This window comes from Paenibacillus sp. GYB004 (assembly GCF_036577605.1).
In the GTDB taxonomy this organism is placed as follows: Bacteria; Bacillota; Bacilli; order Paenibacillales; family NBRC-103111; genus Paenibacillus_AB; species Paenibacillus_AB oceani.
Genome location: NZ_JARBDB010000067.1, coordinates 87,413 through 111,011, shown reverse-complemented (window position 1 = coordinate 111,011; position 23,599 = coordinate 87,413). Strand labels below are relative to the sequence as shown.

General features: G+C 53.9%; 15 protein-coding genes and 1 riboswitch. Of the genes, 12 read left to right on the top strand and 3 right to left on the bottom strand.

The genetic code is table 11. The features are described from left to right. Positions 1-128: 128 nt before the first annotated feature. Together PV433_RS30530 and PV433_RS30525 are read left to right on the top strand one after the other, a co-directional pair. On the top strand, positions 129-1,139 hold the full coding sequence (locus tag PV433_RS30530; protein WP_332075755.1) for a helix-turn-helix domain-containing protein: 1,011 nt from the start codon (positions 129-131) through the stop codon (positions 1,137-1,139). A gap of 221 nt (positions 1,140-1,360) precedes the next feature. Beyond that, positions 1,361-7,822 carry a phosphodiester glycosidase family protein gene (locus PV433_RS30525; RefSeq protein WP_332075754.1) on the top strand — a complete coding sequence of 2,154 codons (6,462 nt, stop codon included), beginning with the start codon at positions 1,361-1,363 and terminating at the stop codon, positions 7,820-7,822. 169 nt (positions 7,823-7,991) lie between these two features. On the opposite strand, the gene PV433_RS30520 is transcribed toward PV433_RS30525, so the two are convergent. Next, positions 7,992-9,050 carry a hypothetical protein gene (locus PV433_RS30520; protein WP_332075753.1) on the bottom strand — a complete coding sequence of 353 codons (1,059 nt, stop codon included), beginning with the start codon at positions 9,048-9,050 and terminating at the stop codon, positions 7,992-7,994. 223 nt (positions 9,051-9,273) lie between these two features. Then, positions 9,274-9,702, bottom strand: coding sequence for a DUF2621 domain-containing protein (locus PV433_RS30515; protein ID WP_332075752.1), 429 nt, complete (start codon positions 9,700-9,702; stop codon positions 9,274-9,276). A 109-nt stretch (positions 9,703-9,811) separates the two neighbouring features. Between PV433_RS30515 and PV433_RS30510 the strand changes: the two genes are divergently transcribed. The 9 genes from PV433_RS30510 (at position 9,812) to ppnP (ending at position 20,750) form a co-directional block, all read left to right on the top strand. After that, a complete protein-coding gene (locus tag PV433_RS30510) occupies positions 9,812-10,939 on the top strand; it encodes a deoxyribonuclease IV (RefSeq protein WP_332075751.1) in 1,128 nt (375 codons plus the stop codon). A 158-nt stretch (positions 10,940-11,097) separates the two neighbouring features. After that, complete coding sequence (gene purU, locus PV433_RS30505) at positions 11,098-11,997, top strand: formyltetrahydrofolate deformylase (protein WP_332075750.1); 900 nt, start codon at positions 11,098-11,100, stop codon at positions 11,995-11,997. A 1,018-nt stretch (positions 11,998-13,015) separates the two neighbouring features. After that, positions 13,016-13,855 carry a glutamine ABC transporter substrate-binding protein GlnH gene (glnH, locus tag PV433_RS30500; RefSeq protein ID WP_332075749.1) on the top strand — a complete coding sequence of 280 codons (840 nt, stop codon included), beginning with the start codon at positions 13,016-13,018 and terminating at the stop codon, positions 13,853-13,855. A 74-nt stretch (positions 13,856-13,929) separates the two neighbouring features. Continuing rightward, the gene (locus tag PV433_RS30495; protein ID WP_332075748.1) at positions 13,930-14,649 is read left to right on the top strand and encodes an amino acid ABC transporter permease; all 720 of its coding nucleotides are present in this window, start codon (positions 13,930-13,932) and stop codon (positions 14,647-14,649) included. After that, the gene (locus PV433_RS30490) at positions 14,597-15,322 is read left to right on the top strand and encodes an amino acid ABC transporter ATP-binding protein (RefSeq protein WP_442951589.1); all 726 of its coding nucleotides are present in this window, start codon (positions 14,597-14,599) and stop codon (positions 15,320-15,322) included. The genes PV433_RS30495 and PV433_RS30490 overlap by 53 nt, the downstream gene beginning before the upstream one ends. 213 nt (positions 15,323-15,535) lie before the next feature. Then, the gene (locus tag PV433_RS30485) at positions 15,536-16,627 is read left to right on the top strand and encodes a hypothetical protein (RefSeq protein ID WP_332075747.1); all 1,092 of its coding nucleotides are present in this window, start codon (positions 15,536-15,538) and stop codon (positions 16,625-16,627) included. Positions 16,628-16,851: 224 nt separating this feature from the next. Next, positions 16,852-16,990: riboswitch (cyclic di-AMP (ydaO/yuaA leader) on the top strand. An 8-nt stretch (positions 16,991-16,998) separates the two neighbouring features. Beyond that, positions 16,999-17,688 carry a CAP domain-containing protein gene (locus tag PV433_RS30480; RefSeq protein ID WP_332075746.1) on the top strand — a complete coding sequence of 230 codons (690 nt, stop codon included), beginning with the start codon at positions 16,999-17,001 and terminating at the stop codon, positions 17,686-17,688. Positions 17,689-18,063: 375 nt separating this feature from the next. Next, on the top strand, positions 18,064-20,079 hold the full coding sequence (tkt, locus tag PV433_RS30475) for a transketolase (RefSeq protein ID WP_332075745.1): 2,016 nt from the start codon (positions 18,064-18,066) through the stop codon (positions 20,077-20,079). 350 nt (positions 20,080-20,429) lie between these two features. After that, complete coding sequence (ppnP, locus tag PV433_RS30470; RefSeq protein WP_190930467.1) at positions 20,430-20,750, top strand: pyrimidine/purine nucleoside phosphorylase; 321 nt, start codon at positions 20,430-20,432, stop codon at positions 20,748-20,750. Here the strand turns inward: ppnP and PV433_RS30465 are convergent. Then, positions 20,720-22,021, bottom strand: coding sequence for an NAD(P)-binding domain-containing protein (locus PV433_RS30465; RefSeq protein WP_332075744.1), 1,302 nt, complete (start codon positions 22,019-22,021; stop codon positions 20,720-20,722). The two genes, ppnP and PV433_RS30465, sit on opposite strands and share 31 nt — an antisense overlap. Positions 22,022-22,182: 161 nt before the next feature. On the opposite strand from PV433_RS30465, the gene PV433_RS30460 reads away from it, so the two are divergent. Further along, positions 22,183-23,544 carry a glucose-6-phosphate isomerase gene (locus tag PV433_RS30460; protein WP_332075743.1) on the top strand — a complete coding sequence of 454 codons (1,362 nt, stop codon included), beginning with the start codon at positions 22,183-22,185 and terminating at the stop codon, positions 23,542-23,544. The last annotated feature ends 55 nt before the right edge of the window (positions 23,545-23,599 follow it).

The following is a 23,599-nucleotide window of genomic DNA, read 5'->3' as shown; positions in this document are numbered from 1 at the left end:
GGAACTTTCTTCGTCCCGCTATCGACGACAGATTGTTAAGTTATTGAAAATCGGTCCTTGTGGTGAAAATTTAAACCGGACGTCATGTACAATTGGAGTAGTAAAGTTTCAATGAAATGGGGGAGACGATGATGCTTCATGTACTTATTGTCGAGCCTGGAGTACGAAGGCGTGCCAAACTAAGCAGGCAAGTGCGGGAGTCGGGCCATCTCGTCATCGGGGAAGCATCCTGCGGGGAAGAGGCATTGACGTTCATGGAGCGGCAAGGCTGGCCGACGGTTCTGCTGGCCGATCTGATGCCGCCCGGGCTTGACGGACTGGCGCTTGTCCGCCGGGTGTATGAACAGCGCATTCCGATGATCACGATCGTGCAGAGCGATAGCAGGAGGGCGGAATACATCCGGCAGGCCATGCAGGCGGGCGCCATCGATTTCCTGCTCAAGCCGGTGAAAGAGGAGCAGCTCAGGCTTGCTTTGAGCAATGCGGAACGGCGAATGCACTATTATTATGCCGCACATCGGGAGTTGAACCGGATTCAGTCTTTTTTCGAGCAGATGGACATGCTCAGACAGGACGAGTTCATTCGCCGACACGCGGATTTGCTTCGGGGTTTAGCCGATTATGAGGAGGCGCAGCGCGGGGAGCGGCTGGGCTTGTTCCGCATGCTTTACGCCAAATGGCATACGGTCTTGAGCCGCCGCGGCCAAAGCGTCCCCGAGCCGCCTGTATGGCAGAACGAAGAGGAGGCGGCCGCCTATTTTCGGAAGCTGGGCGACTCCTGGATGAGTGGCAACGCACCGGCTCGGGAAGGCGCTATCCGCTTGAATATCCGGATCGCTTGCGAATATATTCGCGAGCATTACCGGGACGGGCTTACTCTGACCGAACTCAGCGAACGGTTCGGCATGAGCGTTTCCTACTTCAGTGTGCAGATGAAAAGATATACGGGCGAATCGTTCGTCCAATTTTTGAACCGCATCCGGGTCGAGAAGGCGAAGGACCTGCTGCTGCAGCCCGGCCTCAAAGTGTACGAAGCCGCCGAACAGTCGGGGTTTGAGACGCTGCAGTATTTTAATAAAGTGTTCAGGCGGTTCGCGGGAATGACCCCCGGAGAATACCGGAGGCAGCACGGAATCTAATCCCGCCGGAATCCTCTAAAGATTTCGTTAAGAAGCGAATAGGCGAAGAAACAATAAGATCGTTCCATTACTTTCCCGGGTCCGAACCGTATACTGGGACATGCCGTTCCAGGTATCCTGCCGGAGTTTGAAAGGTACAGCCGAACATTACTTTCCAATACGGTTTACCGGCTCCGGCACCGGTATTTGCGGCATTATCCAACCGGGAGGACAGAAACGAGATGAATCGGAAAAGACGCGGCACAGCTTTATGGCTCGGCATGAGTATCTTGTTATCCACCATTTTTCCCGTGCAGCATCCGGCAGCGGCGGAAAGTTCCGGGTTGTCGTTCGGAGAAGTAAGGGATATGCGCCGGATGGAGATCGGTCCGGGCGCCACGTATACGTGGCAGGAAATGAAACTGCCGCAAGGTTTGGAAAAAGTTCATTCGATCGAGTTCGACCCGAAAAATCCGGCTCTTGATCTGCAGCCGGGCAAGACGGACGGCAAAGTATACGGGATGACGGGTGTGACGAAAATGGCGGATGATGCCGATGCGCCGGGCAACCGGGTTATCGGCGCCATTAACGGCGACTTTTACGACATGTCGACAGGCGTGCCGCTCGGGCTGTTCATGGGGGACGGCGAAATTTTAACCAGTCCGCCGGGGAAATGGGAATGGCTCGCGTTTGGTCTTAAGGCGGACGGCAGCACGATATACGGCTACAGCCCGGAGCTTACCCGTACGCTGACCATCGGCGGCAAGACAGTCCCGATTTCTCATGTGAACCGGATGCGAAACAATAGCGAAGCGTTGATGTTCTATACGTCTTCCTTCCATACGTCGACGATGACGAACGACCTGGGCGACGAGATCGTGCTCGACGTGCTGGAGGGTGAAGTAAAAAGCGGCCAGACGATGAGGCTGAAAGTCTCGGAGATTCACAAGGACAAGGGGAATACGCCACTGAAAGCGGGACAAGTCGTCTTGTCCGCCTCGGGCAAATACCGGGCCGAGCTGGGCGGGTTGCGGACGGGTGACGAGGTGACGGCCCGTTTCGAGCTGGAGGACGGCTGGAAGGACGTGAAGATGGCGGTTGGCGGCGTCTTTATGCTGGTGAAGGACGGCGTGGCGCAAACCCATGAGGACAAAGCGCTGTATCCGAGAGTCGGAATCGGCACGAAGGCTGACGGCTCGATCATCATGGTCGAGATCGACGGGCGTGCGCCCGGCTTCAGTGAAGGCGTCTCGTATGACGATCTGGCCAAAATTATGAAAGATATGGGCGCAGTTCATGCGCTCTGTCTCGACGGCGGAGGCTCCGCTACCTTGTTGGCGAAGCTTCCGGGAGATCCGAAGCGTACCCTTATGAATCGGCCTTCGGACGGTTCGGAGCGGAAGACGGCTAACGGAATTTTGCTTGTAAACAAGGCGCCGGAAGGTCCGGCCTCGAGTCTGGTCGTTAAACCGAACCTCGAGCGGGTGCTGTCCGGGTCCACCGTTTCGTTCCAGACGGCCGCCGTCGATTCGAACGGGCATCCCGCCGTCTACAGCGGAACGCCGGAGTGGAGTGTCGGGGGGAGTGTCGGCACGATCGATCCGTCGGGGATGTTCACGGCCGGTGATCGGGCAGGAACGGCTGACATAACGGTGCAGGCGGACGGTTTGACCGGTACAGGGCAAGTGGAGGTCGTGGACGAGCTGACCGAGCTGAAATTTCCCGATGCGGTGAGAACCTTCACATCCGCCGAGTCGTTACCTCTGACCGTCAGCGCTCTGCGTGACGGACAAGAGATTCGTGCGAAGAACAGTCAGTTCGAATGGCGGGTTGAAGGCCCGATTGGGACAATTGATGCGGACGGGGTGTTTACCGCTACGCATGCAACGGAGCAGAGCGGCAAGATTTACGTGAAATACAAACATATCGAAGCCTCCATGGATGTAAAGGTAGGGCTCCCCCCGGTTGTGCTGGAAGATTTCGAGAACGGCACAGGCAACTATTTGACCGAATCCGGCGCCAGATACAAGTCGGTTAAGCTCAGTGAAGAAGAAAACGAGGATTTGGTCCGCTTCGGAAACAAGTCGGCCAAGCTGGAGTACGACTTCACCGAGACGATCGGCACTTCCGGCGCTTATATTTCCGCAAAAACGTTGGAAACCAACCTCCCGATTCCCGGTTATCCGGAAAAAATCGGCGTATGGGTATACGGTGACGGGCAAAGGCACTGGCTGCGCGGACAAATTCGCGACGGCAACAACAGTGCGGTCGGGATCGACTATGTGGATCAGACGATCGGTGTCGATTTTACCGGATGGAGATATTTGGAGGCCGAGGTGCCGAAGGGGCGTCCGCTTCCGCTTCGGATGGATCAGCCGGTGCGTTACATGGAGACGAAAAACGACAATAAAACGGCGGGCGTGTTGTATATCGACCAGATCCGGGCCATGTACGGTCCGGCGACCGACGATATGGATTCGCCCGTACTAAAGAATCTCCTGCCTGCGGAAGGCAGCACAGTTCGTACGAATACGCCGAAAATCGAAGCGATCGGCGAAGATTTCGGCTACGATCCGGCCGCTCATCCCGCGACCACGTTGATCGACCCGAACAAAATCCGGTTTTACGTCGACGGGGAGCTGGTACAGCATACGCTGTATCCTCCAAAAGGCCAAATTCATTATACTCCGAATGTTCCTCTTGCGGATGGAGTGCATCTGGCCAAGATCAAGATTCGCGATCTATCCGGCAATATGACCGAAAAAGAATGGACGTTTACGGTGGATACCGGCTCTTCGAAGATCGTCTACGACGCCCCGGCCGACGTTTACGCAGGCAATACGTATACGCTGGACATCAAAGCGTTGAAGGCGGCGGATATCGCAGGCGGGCGGATGGAATTCGGCTTTGATCCGGCCGTGGCGGACAGCCTGAAAGTAATAAAAGGCGGCAAACTGGGCGATGGCAATCTCGCCTACACGGTCGACGAGGCTCTCGGTTCCGTGCAGCTGATATTCAGCGAAATCTATGCGGCCGGATTGGACGATGAGGATGCGCTCGCACACATCCAATACCGGATTAAACCGGAGGCGACGGGTAAGGCTAAGATCGCGTTCCGATCCGGAGCGATCACGTTCAAGGACAAAGGCGATACGAGCTTCGGCTTTTACGGCGTGCCTGTGGAAGCCCCTATTCATCATCATCTGCAGGTAAGCTGGGACGAGTTCGGAATCGTCGAAAGGTTTCCTACGACCTTCAAGATTACAGACGGAAACGGAAGCCCGGTAGAAGGTGCGAAAGTGTCCGTCGTCGGGGGCGGCGAGATCGGTACGACTGATGCGCAAGGTATACTCGTTACGGGCGCCCTCACCTCGGAAGTGAAGGAATATATGCTGCAGGCGGTCAAAGCAGACGGGTACAGCCCGATTCTGAAATTTAAAGTATCGCAGTTGGCTGGCAGTCCGACGCCCAGCAATGTCAGTGTAACGATGGGGGCGGACACGACCACCTCCCGCGCTTTCACATGGCATACGAATCCGGCTACGGGGAATACGGTAGTCGAGGTCGTCAGGAAAACGGAGTTTGCCGGTTTTGACGGACCGGGGGTTATGAGGTATACGGGCAGCAGCTATTTGTTCAACACGACCGATGCCGGGACTGTCCGGGTGCACAAAGCGGTCGCGGAAAGCTTGGAGCCGGGAACGGAATATATGTTCCGCGTAGGCGACGGTAACGGCAATTACAGCGTAAACGGATCGCTTCAGACGGCCGCGGCATCGGGCGAACACACCAAATTTATTTTCCTTGCCGATTCTCAGGCGTCCAATGAGGCCGGGTTTAAGCTGTGGGGAGACATTTTGAAGAAGGCGATGGCTGATCATCCGGACACGGAATTCGTCGTGCAGGGGGGCGACCTTGTCGAGGACGGTTATAAGGAAAACGAATGGAATATGTGGTTTAAAGCCGCGCAAGACGCTCTGATGAATACGACGGTAGTGCCTGTAGTCGGCAATCATGAGGTGACCGGTACCCGGAAAACGGAAGATTACTTGGCTCACTTCAATCATCCGCAAAACGGGATCGACAGCCTGAAGGGGAGCAATTTCTCCTTTGATTACAAAAACGCCCATTTCGTCGTGCTGAACAGCGAATACGACTTCGAGCAGCAGAAGGAATGGATGCGCAAAGATTTGGCGGCTACGGATAAGAAGTGGAAGATAGTAGCGTTCCACCGCGGTCCTTTCGGAAGCATGTACGATTCGACGCACATTCGCGACGTATGGACGCCGATTTTTGACGAGTTTCAGGTCGATCTGGTCTTGAACGGACACGACCACGTATACGTGCGGACCTATCCGATGAAGGACAAGAAGCCGGTTGCCGACGGCGAAGGCACCGTATATATCGTCGGTGGATCGACAGGTCCGAAGTTTTATCAGGTATGGGCGAGAGAGTGGCAGCAAGTGACCGACGGCGAGCAGGTGCAGATGTACGTCGCTGCGGAGATTGACGGGGATGAAATGAAATTCGTCGTCAAAACGATCAACGACCGGGTGGTCGATCAGTTTAAACTCGTTAAAATTCCGCCTCAGTCCGTTGTGATCCATGGTCCGGAAAGCGGGATGACTGTGGGCGAGAGCGTACAGATGAATGCAATTGTGGTTCCGGACAATACGAGTAATAAAAGCGTGAGCTGGTCCGTATACAGCTCGTCTTCGCAAGGCGTAGTTCAAGTTAACGAGAACGGGCTGCTGACTGCGCACGGATTGGGGACGGCCGTCGTTCGCGCCGCCAGCACCGTATGGAGCAGCGTCTACGCCGATACGGTCATTAACGTGGATAAACTGCCTGAGATCCGGGTCGAAGAAGTGCGGCTCGATGCGGTGTCCGGGACGTTGAAGGTAGGGGAACGTCTCCAGCTCAGCGCCACTGTTTTTCCGGAGCATGTGCCGAACCGTTCCGTGATCTGGTCGGTATACGGCGAGCATTCGCAAGGAATTGCGGCCGTGAGCGAGAGCGGCCTGATTGAGGCGAAAGCGCCGGGAGAGGCGACGATCCGCGCCATGAGCGCAGCCGATGCGAGCCGGTATGCCGATTTCCGGCTGACTGTACAGGAAGCGGAACAGCCGATCGATCCGCCGGTGAGCGAGGTCTGGCTGAATTACGAGGCCAAACAGCTGAAAACCGGAGAAACGCTGCAACTGACGGCAACCGTACTGCCGGAAACTGTATCGGACCGCTCGGTGATCTGGTCGGTAGTCGGAGCGAAGGAAGTGGCGTCGGTCACGGAGAGCGGACTTGTTACGGCGCTTCGGCCGGGGACCGTGTATATTCGCGCAACCAGCAAAAAGGACCTGGCCAAACATGCCGATCTGCTGCTGACTGTGACGCTCCATCCGGAAAACCCGGACGACGGCACAGATGAGCCGGATGAATCGGGTAATCCATCCGTGCCTCCGGTGCAGCCGGGGCCTACCGGACCGGTGTCGCCGGGAGCATCATCCGGAAACGGTCAGGCGGAGGTGGGTGCGGGCAAACTGTCCATCGCAGCGAACATCGAAGCGTCTACCGCCAAGGTGCAGGTGCGGATGGAGGATCTGGAACAGGCGCGGAAGGAAGCGGGTGCCGGTGTCGGCGGAGATCGCGCGGGAGTCGTTCGAATTGAGATCCAGAGCGTTCAGGGGGCGGATACCGTCGAAGTAACGCTGCCCAAGCAGGCGGTAGCTCAGCAAACGGCCGATCAAAGTCTGGAAATCGTGACCCCGTTCGGCATCGTGACGATCCCTTCGGACTTTCTGAACGGCACGAATGCGTTCGCCGCCGACTCGATACAGTTGGTTATCGCACAAGCCGATTCGGCAGGGTTAAGCGAAGAGGCGCGTAAGCAAATCGGCGATCGTCCGATCCTCAGCATCGAGGTGCGGGAAGAAGGTGCCTATCGTCCTTGGAGCAACCCGGATACAGCCGTACGGATTTCTATACCATATAAGCCTACGGCGGCGGAGATGAGCAAGCCGGGAAGTCTCATCGTCCGTTATATCGACGGAGCGGGACGATCTATCGCGGTTCCGAGCGGTCTGTACGACAGCGGATCGGGAACTGTAAAGTTCGAGATCAGCCATTTCAGCACATACGCGATAGCGTTTGTCGAGAAGACGTTTGCCGATCTCACGGCGTATGCGTGGGCGGGACCGTCGATCGAAGCGCTGGCGGCGCGCGATATTATCCGCGGCATGGACGAGGACGTGTTCGCTCCTTCGCTGAACATTACAAGAGCCGACTTCGTGTCGATGCTCGTCCGTACGATGGAGCTGAAGGCGGCCGTAACCGGAAACTTCCAAGACGTGAGTTCAAGCGACTACTACTACGATACGGTGGGCATTGCCAAGAAGCTGGGGATTATCGAGGGTACCGGCGAAGGGCGCTTCGAGCCTAGAGGGCTCATTTCCCGCCAGGATATGTTCACGATTACGGCAAGAGCGCTTCGCGCGGCAAGGGAGATGGAAATCAGAGCAAGCGCTGATACGTTGTCGGCGTTCCAGGATCGTGCCGAGGTTGCTGCGTATGCAGCCGGAAGCGTGGCAGGAATGGTTCAGGAAGGTTTGATTCAAGGCGACGGTTTGGCGCTCCACCCGCAAGGGAATGCCACCCGGGCGGAAGTGGCCGTATTTATGTACCGCATCTTGAACAAAATGTACAAATAAAAATGAAAAGCAAAGAGCGCTGTCCGTACGAGTGTGCGGAACGGGCTCTTTGCTCGTTCGAAGTAGATTGGCCGAATCCATTTATTTCGTGGGGGGGAACTTCGCCAGAGAAGGGGGAGCAAGCAAGCGGTAACTGAACTAGGCCGTATTTACTGAAAGTCCGCTGTTATTAATTATAGATTCCAGGCACAAGTCCAACCTGAATATGGTGGTCTTTGTACGTTTCATCATGCTCTACTTCATGAATTCGAATAGTTCCAAATTTGTGAAAGATCCAGTGGTCCGCTTGCTTGCGAATCTCCACCTCAATATCCGTCATTTGTTTCATGATATCGAGCAAATTAAAGCTAACCCGATATAGAATGACTTCGGGAGACAGGATTCGGACATGCTGTGGCACACCGACGGCGTATTCAAGCCTTAGCTTTTGTTTCGACCTTAGCGCATTCTCATAAAGATATTGAAATCCGGTATGGCTCCACGCTTCATCGGTAAACTTTTGTCTCATGATGTTGATATCCTTTTCGACAGATGGCTTCCAGTCTCTTGCAATCGTATCGACTAACCGTTGCCCCATATCTTTAGCGTCCCGCATTACTGCCGATATATCTTTGACCTCTTGAAGCCGCAGCACTTGACTCTGCGGATCGGGCGAAAACGCAAGTTGGTAGAAGGAGTACTCTCCGTCTCCGTATAATACGGTAAGGTTGTCGTCATTGCGATCAGGCCAGTCATGAATGTTATCGATATTGATAAATCGTTCTCGGACAAGACGATGATCTACGGCAAATTCGAAGTTTACCGGGTATGACTTCCCTGTAGGCTCGATAATATAGGCGTACATATTAGTTTGGTGTTTTTCGGGAGCAGGGATGAAATAGACAAGTTCAAAATGTCCGAAATCCAAGATGCCGACATTATTCGGAATGGGCTTTTGTACGTGAAGTTCCAGATCCGCCAACCTATCCAAAATTATAGCGGGCTCTTTGTTGGCGGGGATCAGCAAAACCTCATAATCTCCCCGGTATATCTCAAAAGCAGTATGTAGAAAAAGATCCTCAGTTACGGGTTTGATTACAAGCTTTCCGCTTTTTACGTTTACCGAAAATCGTGGTTCCTTATTACCGGAAGGGGCGAATGAAAAAGACTTATCCAGTATCGTTTGTTTATTTTTCTCCGGTTTTCCGCCAAAAGGAAGGCGGAGGGTACTAGGTTGTTCGTGTTCCATTTCCGATTGTGGTAATTAGTTTCATGGCAACCTCTTGCTTAATAAATTTCCCATAAATTAATTTTAATGTATAAATTAGGTGTCTGTCTAGATTAATCCACCTCGATACCTCCATATCGTTCAAACAAAAAACCTCCCTTAACCGGCCGCATAGTCGGAAAGGAGGCTTCGTGTTTAATACGATATTGCCGCGAGAAGCGGAGGGCAGGACGATCTGCGCTATCTACTGCAACAGGTGCCGGTACGGCGAATAATCGATGCCGTTTTTCTCCAGAAAGGAAATCAAACTCTTATGGTCCCGCTTCGGGGTTGCGAGGATGTAGCCTTCGATGCAGTGCTCTTCCGTTACTTCGCTGGCGCCTTTCTCCAGAGCGACTTGGCCGATGCGGGCTGCGATCGAATGGCGGGCGATGTCGCGGAACGGGCCGGGCACCGGGGAGACCAGCTTTTCCAGGAACGATTTGGAATCGTCCGTCCACAGGTGGCGGGATGATTCGACGTAATGGTTCTGCCAGTCCAGCTTGGACTTGCCGTCGGCTTTGGGCAATACTTTCATAAATTTACGAAACATGAAAAATCCGCCCACCGACATGAAAAGCAGCAGCACAAATCCCCAAAATATAAGAAACAGCATGAAATTATCCGAAGGCATTGTTCATTCTCCTTGAAGAACTGGTGTTACTGGAATTATACCCTATTCGTAGATTTATTTGAAGTTTCTTAGTACAATAGGGAAAGCAAATGCAAAGGAGTCGAAGAAGATGTTGAAAATCGGATCTCATGTTTCTTTTTCCGACAAAGGGCTGTTGAACGCGGCGCAAGAAGCCGAATCTTATGGTTCCAGCACGTTCATGATCTATACCGGGGCTCCGCAAAATACTAGACGCAAACCGATCGAGGAGCAATATATTGAAGAAGGCAAGGCGCTTATGGAGAAAAACGGCATCGGCGAAATTATCGTCCACGCGCCTTATATTATTAATTTGGGTTCTTACAAGGAAGATACGTTTGAGCTCGCGGTCCGCTTCCTGCAGGACGAGATTCGCCGTACCGATTATTTGGGCGTGCGCAATATCGTGCTTCATCCGGGCGCGTATACGGACAAAGATGCGGAGTACGGCATCGCCCGTATCGCCGAAGGCCTGAACGCAGTGCTCAGCGGCACGAAAGACACGAACGTTAACATTGCGCTGGAGACGATGGCGGGCAAAGGCTCGGAGATCGGGCGCTCGTTCGAAGAGATTGCGCAAATTATGGATAAAGTTGAAGACAACAGCCGGCTGACCGTTTGCCTGGACACCTGCCACGTTCATGATGCAGGTTACGATATTGTGGACGATTTTGACGGCGTCTTGAATCATTTCGACAAAACCGTCGGCCTTGACCGTCTGGCCGTCATCCACCTGAACGACAGCAAAAACGTCCGGGGAGCCGGCAAAGACCGCCATGCACCGGTAGGCGCAGGTCTGATCGGTTATAAAGCGATGAATTACATCGTGCACCACGACAGCCTGCAGCACCTGCCGATGATTCTCGAGACGCCGTGGATCGGCAAGGAGGACAAAACCGTCCGTCCGATGTACGAAGCGGAAATCGCGCTGCTTCGCGGCGATTTGAACGGGCGTTTCGGAGCCGAGTTCCTCGATCATCTCGAGCGTTTGCACCATTATTTCGGCAAGCAGGAAGTCAACCACCGCGACTTTGTCGTGTCGACCTGGGATGTGCTCAAAAACGATGCGAAGGCGAAAAAAGCCGACCCGCGCGAGCCGATGGAACGTCTGTACGATATGGTGCTTGAGAGCAAGCTGTTCCCGGATTTGAGCGAGGAGCAGATCAATCACCGCATTACAGTCTGGCTGGCCGGCAAGGAAATACTGGCAGCCGTCTAAGAGAGGTCCGCTTGCGGCAATGCGACGGACGACGGACGGAAGCGGCGGACAAGCGGCAGGATCGAATGTCCGTCTACCACTACTACCTACGGGTCTGACCGACCGGTGAAAATGCATCGGACAGGCTCCTATGTTACGAGAGGAACGAGAGAAGGCTGATGAGTCCCTTAGTTACACCACCGAACCGGCAGCGTTCCGACCGCCATCAAGACCGGGCGCGGATGCTCATATCTTGTCCCGACCGCCCGGGCATTGTGGCCGCGGTATCGCAGTTTTTGGCCAAACACGGCGCAAACATCGTCCAGTCGGACCAATATACGATGGACCCGGAAGGCGGCATGTTTTTCATCCGGATCGAGTTTGACCTCCCGCATCTTGAAGCGAATCTGGAGAAGCTTAAACAGGATTTCGCGGAGACGACGGCAGCCGAATTTTCGATGAAGTGGCGGGTTACGCAAGCCGGCCGCAAGCAAAGCATCGCCGTGTTCGTATCGAAGGAGGACCATTGCCTGCTTGAGCTGTTATGGCAATGGAAATCCGGCGACCTGTATGCGGATATTGCGATGGTCGTCAGCAATCACCCGGATATGCGCGACACGGTCGAATCGTTCGGCATTCCGTATCACCATATCCCGGTTACGGCCGATACGAAAAAGGAAGCGGAAGCGAAGCAGCTGGAAGTGACGCGAGGCGTCGACGCGATCGTGCTGGCACGATATATGCAGATCATCTCGCCTTCGTTTATCGATCATTTCCCGAACCGGATCATCAACATCCACCATTCGTTTCTGCCGGCGTTCGTCGGCGGCAAGCCTTATGCCCAAGCCTATGAGCGCGGCGTGAAAATTATCGGCGCGACTGCGCATTACGTGACCGAGGAGCTGGACGGAGGCCCGATTATCGAGCAGGACGTGCAGCGGGTCAGCCATCGCGACAATGTGGAGGCGCTCAAGCGGATCGGCCGGCATATCGAGCGGATCGTGCTGGCGCGGGCGGTGTCGTGGCATGTGGAAGACCGTATTTTGACTCACCAGAACAAAACCGTCGTCTTTAATTGACGACGCATATAGGCAACCCGCCTGATGCTGGTATGGCAGCAGGGCGGGTTGTTTTTTTATGAGCATAGCAGCCGTCCCTCCTGCAAGAAAAGCCTCCATTTACACAAAGGGCCATACGTCGTAGCAAGGCTTCGATTCGAAGCTGTACCTAATTAAGGTCGTTGCAGAGTGGAGGAAGGGTAAGACAATTGGAACCACGTGGATGCTGCCGCCTGTCCAAGTGTCGAACTGTGGCAATACTCCCATGTCTGATGCATGACTGACTCGGTTTGGGTAACGGGAGGTTCTACGTAGAAAGGAAGGCCCGGATTCCCCGCCGCAGCAAGCTAATGGACATGAGTGCAGCTTAGAACGGCAAAACGGGATACGAAGGCAGCTAACGGACATAAGAGACGCTTACGACTGTATAGCCAGCGAAACTCGCGGATAAATCGCACGATAGGTGTCCGGATGACCGTTACAGCGAAAAAAGGCTGAAATGGGGCGGATAAGAGACTCTCATGTCCATTACAGAAATTGGACTGTTTTGCCTACACGATCATCCTGTGCGGCAACCCCTCCCTCTAAACAACAAAAATTACCAGATTCAACTCAAAGCAGCCACTGTTTGAGTCGTCCACTCCACTTTGACGCAAATTTTTTTTATACTTTCCAAGTAAACGTGCAAATTCCGCTGAGGGGACCTAAGCGGGCATATAGACGGCTCAGCAAGGATGAACGCTAATTACCCTGCCGATGCTGGAAAACGCTTCCGTATCCTCTGACATCCTATAAGAGTTGCTTATAAAATCGGTCGATTTTAACCGCGCAAATGTGATCAGGTCCGCTCAGTCGAACGATTGGCGAGGAATGTTCTGTTTGAAAACCGATATAGATGGTTAAAGAGTTAAGTGCCTATTGGAAGAGAAAATGGTAATCCGGACTCTGTGATAACCGTCTCTTTAAGGCTGTCTCTTATTTATAAATAAAATTTATAATTAGGAGCGGTAACACATTCATTTTCAAAGGGAGGATGCAGATGAAAGCGATCAGAACGAACGGAAGATGGAGTCTGGGGGTAGTCCTTGTGCTGCTCACGATCATGTTGGCCGCGTGCGGGGGAACAGGCGGGACTACACCGGCAGGAGGGAACCCGGATCAACCCGGCGCTGCCGCACCGGAAGGCAAGAAGCTGGTCATCGGGACCGATACGAGTTTTGTGCCGTTTGAATTCCGCAATGAGCAGACGGGGAAATACGAAGGGTTCGATATTGATTTATGGGCGGCCATCGCCAAGGAACTGAAGCTGGAGTACGAGCTGAAGCCGATGGATTTCAACGGGTTGATTCCGGCGTTGCAGTCAGGAAGCATCGATGCCGCTCTTGCCGGCATGACGATTAAGGAGGAGCGGAAGCAGCAGGTCGATTTCGCTTTGCCGTACTACGATGCGGGGCTGCTCGTGCTTGTCCGTTCGGATGAAACCGAGATCAAGGGTGTCGGCGACTTGAAGGGGAAGGTGGTTGCGAGCAAATCCGGTACAACCAGCTACGACTACGCGAAGGCCATTGAAGGAGTGAAGGAGGTCAAACCTTTCCCGAATATAGATGGCGCTTACATGGAATTGATCAATAAGGGTGTTGATGCCGTTGTGTTTGATTCCCCGAACATTTTGTATTTTGCAAAGGTAAAAGGGGCGGGCAAAGTAAAACCGGTGGGCGAGCTGCTTGAGGGTCAGCAATACGGGATCGCCTTCCCGAAAGGAAGCGCTCTCGTCAAACAGGTCGATGAGGCGCTGCAAACGTTGTTTAAAAATGGTACCTACGAGACGCTTTACGAAAAGTGGTTCGGTCAGAAACCTGCCAAAATGCCGGGCTCGTAAACAGATGCGAAGTCGGAACTAACACTTAAGATTGTCAGCCTTCGCATTACGGTCGGAGGAAAGGGGGAAAAGGCTTGCAGTTCAATTGGAGCGGTGCGGCCCAATCGTTGCCGTTTTTGCTGGAAGGGTTAAAAATTACGCTGCTCATTGCCGTGTTTGGTCTTATCTTCGGGTTTATAGTCGGATTAATTGCCGGGCTAGGGAGAACGTCCCGAAATAAAGCGGTATACGGCCTCGCTACGATTTATGTGGAGATGATCCGGGGCACGCCGATTCTCGTTCAGGCGTTATGGCTGTACTTCGGACTTAATCAGATGCTTGTACAAACGGTAGGATGGCGGATCCCCGGTGATATAGCCGGCATTATCGTAATCGCCATTAATGCGGGGGCTTACATAGCGGAAATTGTAAGAGGCTCCATTCAATCGGTCGAGAAGGGACAAGAGGAGGCGGGACGGTCGCTTGGCTTAACCCGCTTCCAGACGTTCGTTCATATCATCTACCCCCAAGCGTTTAAACGGATGATCCCGCCGCTCGGCAATCAGTTTATTATCAGCCTGAAGGATACGTCCCTGCTGTCCGTTATTTCGGTCGGGGAGCTGATGCGCAACGGTCAGGAGGTCGTGGCCAGCAGCTTTAACGCGCTGGAGATTTATACGATGGTGGCCGCGATGTATCTGCTGCTGACCTTAACGTTGTCCTTTCTGCTGAAGCGGATCGAAAGGAGGCTCGACGTCCATCATGATCGAAGTCCAAAATCTGCACAAGTCGTTCGGCCAGCTCGAGGTGCTTAAAGGAATCGATTGCCGGATCGAGGAGCGGGAAGTAGTGTGCATCATCGGGCCGTCAGGATCGGGGAAAAGTACGTTTCTCCGATGTTTGAACTTGCTGGAGAGCGTAACGAGCGGCCAGGTGATTGTAGACGGTCACGATCTAACCGATCCGGGCACGGATATCAATCAGGTGCGGGAAGAAGTCGGCATGGTTTTTCAACGGTTTAATCTGTTTCCTCATTTAACGGTAATGGATAACATAACGCTGGCCCCGAGGAAGGTGAGGAAGAAGTCCAAGGAGGAGGCCCGCCAATCGGCGCTGGTCTTGCTCGATAAAGTCGGGCTTCGTGAGAAAGCGGATGTGTACCCCGGCAAGCTGTCAGGCGGGCAGATGCAGCGTGTGGCGATCGCCCGTGCGCTTGCGATGAACCCAAAGGTGATGCTGTTCGACGAGCCGACCTCAGCGCTCGATCCCGAGCTCGTAGGCGAGGTGCTGGCCGTCATGAAGGATTTGGCCGCGGAAGGCATGACGATGGCACTCGTCACCCACGAGATGGGTTTTGCCAAAGAAGCCGGCGATCGTGTCTTGTTTATGGATCAGGGGATTATTATGGAGGAAGGCGAGCCAGGCAGCTTGTTCGAGGACCCGCAAAACGAGCGGACCCGCGAATTTCTTAGCAAGGTGATTTCGTAGTCGCTTAAAGCAAACGGATAACCCCGGATCTTAGTACGATTCGGGGTTATTTGGCGTTGTTAATGGTTAAGCGGGTTTATTAGTTAGGTAGTGAGAGGGTGAAATAGGTGATATATGGCTTAGGGGAATGAGTTTTCTTTTTTTTAAGAGGAAATGAAAGGGAAATGTGGAATATACTTAGGTGCAGACTTTTTTTGGGGGGGGACCGTTTAGATGACTAAAGGAAAAGTCACTGCCATAGTTCTGTTATCCCAGCTCGTTTGGCTGTCGGCTGTAGGGGCAGAGCCGTCCGTGATTCGCAATTCCGACTCTGAGAATTGGGACAAACCTGCTGCCGCTTCGTTTGAGGCGTTCAAAACCAATACGGATGTGTTCGCTGCAACCGCCCGATTCGAATGGACGGACCGGCAGCTCTCTTCTATTAAACATGAGCACTATATCCGGTTTCCTGCATTTGAGTTTCGGTCGGATCGCCCCGAAGAGCTGGAGCCTCAAGCGATCTTTACGAACGTACCTGCCGCGAAGTTCGAAAGGGTTCCGGAGGACGGTTCGGAAGGGTACCGGATCAAAGCGACATTTTGGGACCCGGAGCAGATTCGTGCGGACACGCCTTATTTTGTCCAAACGTTCTGGAAACGATCGGGGAACGATGAGTCGCATCAGGTGACGATGGAATCGCTTCAAAGATTCGCTCAGCCAAACGGCTCGGTATACGACTTGCCGGACACTGGCGATCTGATCACAAGCGTATCGTGGAAGGAATCACAAGTGGAAGAATGGCCTGCTAAACGGCACGCTTCGGAGGACTCGGTCATTCGATACATTGGACCGCAGAAGCAACCGACAGCTGTGAAAATCAAGAGCGATGCCGCATATATCCATTCCAAAGAGTCTCTTGAGCTGTATAAAAAAGCGGCGAAGGCGAAGCTTGATACAATTACCGAACATTCGTACAGCCGATTTGCCATTACCTTCGAGCAGAACGTTGGTTTCAGTACGCTTGAACGTTGGCTAAAAGAGTATAACATGGAAATCACACAACTTTATGCATTAGCTATCGATAACGAAGGAAAGTACTTCACGTTCAGCTGGTTCGGTCCCGATCATCTGGACATCTCGTCCAAGGTTGGCCCTGAGATGCGCTTTGTTTCGTTTACGATTACCGAGCTGGAGGGCCGGGTTCATGGGAGCGACCTGGCAAGTCTGCAAAATGAAGAAGGCGTTGGAATCATCGAATTGACGGATGAACAAGGCCGTGAGCCGACAGGAATAAGAGCTTGGCTCGAACGTTATGCGAACAAGTAGCGCTAATCTAGGGTATATGTACGTACTTACAACCTTCGGTCCTCGTATGGGGAATTCGAGGGTTGTTTCTTTCGTAAAACTACAGATTGCAAAACCCCTACCCCACCCCATCTCGCCTCCGCTTGGAAAACATTATGTAATGATCGCGTGTATATCCCGTGTTAAGATGAGAAAACCGCATGGAGGACGGCTGGTCGACAAGACAGCCGGAGCTTTTCATGGGGAATACAGACAGGCCGAAGCTTCATTTTGAAGCGCGGGGGAACCCAGATACACCGGGGTGAAGCCAACGTTTGTTGGCCGGGTGATTGCTCTTTGACCCGAATCCGTCAGCTAACCTCGCAGGCCGCAAAAAGGAGAGGATGGTTTACATGCGTTTCAAAAAGACAGTAATGGCCGGGGTGCTTGCACTCAGCGTAGTTGCCGGAACAGGTTCCGCTTTCGCCGCAACTTCGTACACGGTGAATCATAGCGATACGATGTGGAAAATATCGCAGCGTTACGGGGTCAGCCTGCAGTCGCTCATCCAGGCGAACCCGCACGTGGCGAATCCGAATATAGTATGGCCGGGGATGAAGCTCGTTATCCCGGGAGCCGGTTCGTGGTACGGAGGCGGAAATGGCAGCGGGTACGGAAACGGCGGCGGAACAGGACAAGACACCGATTCCGGAGCAGATACTTCGGCTCCGGTATCCGCTTATGCCGACCAAGTAGTGACCCTGGTCAACCAGGAACGCGCCAAAGCGGGACTGAAGCCGCTCGCGAGCGATCCGGCACTGACGGCGATGGCGATGGACAAAGCGAAGGACATGTACAATAACAACTATTTTGATCATAACTCGCCGACTTACGGTTCGCCGTTCGATATGATGCGTTCTTACGGAATCCGTTATACGTATGCCGGGGAAAATATCGCCAAAGGCCAGCGCAACCCGCAGGAAGTGATGAACGCCTGGATGAACAGCCCGGGTCACCGTCAAAATATTATGAGTCCGAACTTCACGAAGATCGGCGTCGCTTATTATAACGGCGAATGGGTGCAGGAATTTATTGCGAACTAATACAAGCCATTCTCGTCTCGATTGGGATGTACCATGTTTGGCGGCATGCCCTCGAGCGGCGCATGAACTAGTCATGGTTTTGTTACAATAAGAAACGGCCGGCGTCATTCTTGAAGGACGGAAAGCCGGTGTTTACAAAATTAAAAATAACGTCAATTCCCCCGGAAGTTACGGACATGCCTGCTGGAGCTGTCCTTTCATCCGGGGGAGTTTTATAAATCGACAAGGCATTTTGCCTTGGTTCTGTGGCAAACAAGCAAATCAAGTGGTACAATAATGCAAGCGACTGAAAGTGTCCGCTGGACGAAGAAGGGGGTTCGCGCAGGGTAGACACCCGGCAAGCGGCGAATACCGATTTTTGGGAGGAATGGAACGATGACGTCTCAAACGAAGTCGATTGATCAATTGGCGATCGATACGATCCGCACGCTGTCTATTGATGCGGTGCAAAAAGCGAATTCGGGGCACCCCGGCATGCCGATGGGAGCAGCTCCGATGGGATACGCGCTCTACGCTAACCTGATGAAACATAATCCGGCCAATCCGGAATGGATCGACCGCGACCGTTTTGTTCTGTCGGCAGGGCACGGCTCGATGCTGCTTTACAGCCTGCTTCATCTAAGCGGCTACGATCTATCTATGGAAGATCTGCAAAATTTCCGTCAATGGGGCAGCAAGACGCCGGGTCATCCGGAGTACGGCCACACGGCGGGCGTAGACGCAACGACCGGTCCGCTCGGACAAGGGTTTGCAAGCGCCGTCGGCATGGCGATGGCTGAAGCTCATATGGCGGCCACTTATAACCGCGACGATATGAACATTATCGATCACTATACATATGTTATTTGCGGCGACGGGGACCTGATGGAAGGGATCTCCAGTGAAGCGGCTTCGCTGGCCGGCCATCTGCAGCTTGGCAAAATGATCGTCCTTTACGATTCGAACGATATATCGCTGGACGGCGAGCTGAACTTGTCGTTCTCGGAAAATGCAAAAGCCCGCTTCGAAGGCTACAACTGGCATTATGTCCGGGTCGAGGACGGCAACGATCTGGCTGCGATCAATGCGGCTGTAAGGGAAGCGCAGCAGGACCCGCGTCCTTCGCTGATTGAAGTGAAAACCGTAATCGGCTACGGAAGCCCGAACAAAGCCGGTAAAGGCGGTCATGTGGGACCTCACGGATCACCGCTCGGCGTAGACGAAGTCGTGCTCACCAAGAAAGCTTACGAGTGGCCGGAAGACCAGCATTTCCACGTCCCTTCGGAAGTTGCCGCGCATTTTGCCCGTCTGAAATCGCAAGGCGAGCAGGCAGAGCTGGCTTGGAACGAGTTATTCGCCAAATACGAGAAGGCGTATCCGGAACTGGCCAAGCAGTTTAAGGCAGCCGTAGCCGGGGAGCTTCCGGAAGGCTGGGATGCCGATCTTCCGACCTACAGCCCGGCGGATAAAGGAATCGGTACTCGTAACGCGTCCGGTAACGCAATCAACGCATTCGCGTCTAAAATTCCGTCTTTCATCGGCGGCTCGGCCGACCTGGAGTCTTCGACGATGACGCATATGAAGGGCCTCGGCCAGATGACGCGCAACGATTATAGCGGTCGCAATGTTTACTTCGGCGTTCGCGAGTTCGCCATGGGTGCGGCGATGAACGGGATGGCGCTGCACAAAGGCGTTAAGCCTTACGGCGGCACGTTCTTCGTATTCTCCGACTATCTGCGTCCTGCCGTACGTTTGGCAGCGATTATGGATTTGCCGGTTACCTACGTCCTGACGCATGACAGCATCGGCGTCGGCGAAGACGGCCCGACCCACGAGCCGATCGAGCAATTGGCGGCGCTGCGCATCATTCCGAATGTAACGGTCATCCGTCCGGCCGATGCGAACGAGACGACGCAAGCATGGCGGTATGCGCTGGAAAATAAAAACGGACCGGTCGCGCTCGTACTGACTCGTCAAGCGGTACCGAATCTCGAGTCGACGTCCGAGAAGGCCCGCGAAGGCGTAGCCCGCGGAGCTTATGTCGTGTCCGAAGCGGAAGGCGGCTCGGTGCAAGCGATTATTCTGGCGACCGGCTCCGAAGTATCGCTTGCTGTCGAAGCTCAGAAGAAGCTGGCCGAAGACGGCGTGCGTGTACGCGTCGTCAGCATGCCGAGCTGGGAACTGTTCGAGAAGCAGTCGAAAGAGTACAAAGAATCGGTACTTCCGTCCGGCGTAAAAGCCCGTCTTGCTGTTGAGATGGCGTACCCGCTCGGATGGGAGCGTTACGTCGGCGACGGCGGAGCGATTCTCGGCATCAGCACGTTCGGAGCTTCCGCGCCTGCGGCTAAAATTATCGCCGAGTACGGCTTTACGGTCGACAACGTGGCAGCCAAAGTTAAGGCGCTGCTGTAAGAGAGCCGATTGTACGGACCTGTTTGCTTGCGTTTGGCATTCAGGTCCGCAATCTGGGATACATGAAGGTGGATAAGAGCTCTCCGGAGCTCTTATTCTAAATTAAACGGTGGACACCTGAACCCAGGAAAAAGCCGCCGGTTGTCCGGCTCATTCGCCATGGGAAAGGCCAGTCCGCTTTGGCAAGCAGTGGTATAGCGGGCATGCCAGCACTTATTTTCAATAAAATGGCTAATTAGACAAAAAAAGAGTCCCGGAGGGACCCTGATCTTCACCTTTTGTTGATTTTGTCGATCTTGCGTTCGTTTATACTTGCAGCACCCCATCCAACCAGGGAGAGTGAAACCACGATGTCTCAATTCGAACATGTAACGGTATTGAAAAAAGCTAACGTATACTTCGACGGCGGCGTTACTAGCCGTACGGTCGTCTTCGCCGACGGTTCCAAAAAAACGTTAGGCGTCATGCTGCCGGGTCAATACCAATTCACGACCGATGTCGTCGAGATTATGGAAATAACGGCCGGCGATCTTCTCGTCCTGCTGCCCGGAGAGACCGAATGGAAGCCTTTCACGGGCGGCATGCAGTTCGAGGTGCCGGCAGGCGCTACGTTTAAGGTGGACGTGAAGACGATCACCGATTACGTCTGCTCGTTCATCTCCGTCTCCTGAAGCTTGAGCTGAATATATTCCTCCAGCTTGATCCGGGTATGCGGAGGAAGTCCGGACAGCATACAGCCGTAACGGAATTCGGTGCCGTCCGAGATCACCCGGATAATACGCGCCGTAATTGGCGGCAAGCCCGCATCCTGCGGAAAATGGATCACGACGAACATATCTTGCGCAAGCGGGAATGTGCTGGTCAACTGGAGGCCGCTATCGGACAAGTCGTACAGCGTGCCTTCGATATTTTGACCGGAGAACGCCCCTTCGTGCTCCCATTGGTAGACGGACAGCAGAAGCCGGATGTTCATAGGGACCCGGACGCTGCGGCGACGCTCGATATTTAATTGCAGCTTCGGCAGCAGCTCCTCGGATGGAACTTCTTCCCGCTTACATACTTCGATCTTCTTGTCCATCCATTCTTCATAACAGATCACGACAGCGCTTAGATCCTGATCGCCGAGCCCTTTGCTCAGGCCCATTTCGAAGACGCTTTTGGCCAGACCGAGGAGCGGAGCGGTCAATTGAAGCTGATCGGTGAGCTGCGAAGCGAGCCGCAAATCCTTATGCATCAGCTGCATCGAAAATTGGGTGGCGAAATCGCGATTCAACATTTTTGGGCCTTTTAGCTCAGCTTGCTTGCTGCCCGCCCCGCCGGCCAGGACGATCTCGTAAAATTTCTCCAGGTCGATATTCGCTTTGGCGGCAAGCGCCATCCCTTCCACGAAGCCGATGGCGTTAATGCCGACCATCGTATTGTGGGCCAGCTTGGCATAGGAGCCCGATCCGGAAGGCCCCATATAGACGATCCGGTTGCCCATCGCTTCGAATACGTCACGGTGCTCATGAAGCGCTTCTTCCCGTCCGCCGACCATGAACAGAAGCGTGCCGCTCTCCGCTGCCGGCTTGCTGCCGGTTACCGGCGCATCCAGGAAGTCGACGGCCAGATCGGCCAGTTCGGCATACAGAGTCTTGCTCATATGCGGGGAAATGGTACTGCAGTCGATCACCGTCATGCCGTGACGGATGCCTTCTATTATTCCATTCGGATCGTAGAACGTTTGCCGGAGGGCTATATCGTTGCTAAGCATCGTTATCAAGACGTCTGCGTCCCGCACCGCTTCGGCCGGAGTGGCGGCGTAATGGGCGCCTTGACGAACCAGCTCCGCCGTTTTTTCGGATGTACGGTTGTATACGGTCAATGAAAAGCCTTTGCGCAGCAGGTTGGCTGCCATGGGCAGTCCCATCGTTCCCAGGCCGATAAAGCCGATTTTTTTCATTATTTTCACCTCGAATGTTTGCAGAAGATGGTGCCTGGAGTGCTGCTGGACCTAGAACCATTGTAGCACTATCCGAAAGCTCTGTGAATGACCCACTACTTGCTTTTGCGCGGACAATTCAAGTATTCTATTGCTAATGAAAACCGAGGAGGGGTAAGGAAATGACTCAGAATCCAAAGCTTCAATTTGACTATAGCCGTGCTGCCGCATTCGTGCAGCAGCACGAAATCGAATATTTTCGCGAACCGGTACGTTTAGCCCATGAGCAGCTGCATAAGGGAACCGGAGCAGGATCGGACTACTTGGGATGGATCGATCTGCCTACGCAATACGATAAAGAGGAGTTTGCCCGCATCCAGAAAGCCGCCAAGCGGATTCAAGGAGATTCCGACGCGCTTGTCGTCATCGGGATCGGCGGGTCTTATCTGGGTGCCCGCGCGGCGATCGAGATGTTGTCGCACTCTTTCTATAACGTGCTTCCAAAAGAGAAACGCAATACGCCGGAAATCTATTTTGTCGGCAACAATATCAGCTCGACCTATGTCACTCATCTGATTCAACTGCTGGAAGGCAAAGACTTCTCGGTTAATGTTATCTCCAAATCCGGGACGACGACGGAGCCGGCTATCGCCTTCCGCATTTTCCGGGAGCTGCTGGAGCGCAAATACGGCAAGGAAGGCGCACGCAACCGGATTTATGCGACGACGGACCGCGAGAAGGGCGCCCTGAAGAAGCTGTCCGACGCGGAAGGCTACGAATCGTTCGTAATTCCGGACGACGTAGGCGGACGTTACTCCGTGCTGACGGCGGTAGGTCTGCTGCCGATCGCCACGGCGGGAATCGACATCGGTTCGATGATGGAAGGCGCGGCCGACGCTTCCCTGGAGTTTGCCAACCCGGATCTGGACAGCAATGCCAGCTATCAGTATGCGGCTGTTCGCAACGCTTTGTACCGGAAAGGCAAGGCGATCGAGATTCTCGTGAACTACGAGCCGTCGCTCCATTACGTTTCCGAATGGTGGAAACAGCTGTACGGGGAAAGCGAAGGGAAAGACCAGAAAGGCATCTACCCGGCTTCGGTCGACTTCTCCTCCGATCTTCACTCGATGGGGCAGTTTATCCAGGAAGGCGCGCGCAACCTGTTCGAGACGGTTATCCAAGTAGCGAGCGTGCCGGAACAAATCGAGATCGGCACCGATCCGGAAAACCTGGACGGCCTGAACTTCCTGGCCGGTCAGACGATGGATTTTGTCAACAAAAAGGCGTTCCAGGGAACGATGCTGGCGCATACGGACGGCGGCGTACCGAACCTGATCGTGACGATTCCGGATATTTCGGCGTACTCGTTCGGTTACATGGTCTATTTCTTCGAAAAAGCATGCGGCATCAGCGGTTACTTGCTCGGCGTTAATCCGTTCGACCAGCCGGGTGTGGAAGCGTACAAGAAAAATATGTTCGCGCTGCTGGGCAAGCCCGGCTACGAGAAGGAAAAGGCGGAGCTGGAAGCGCGCCTCGGCGAATAAGAGGGACAGGCGGCAGACTGATGCTGCTGCTAGCGAAAGCAAGATGTGTGAGTGG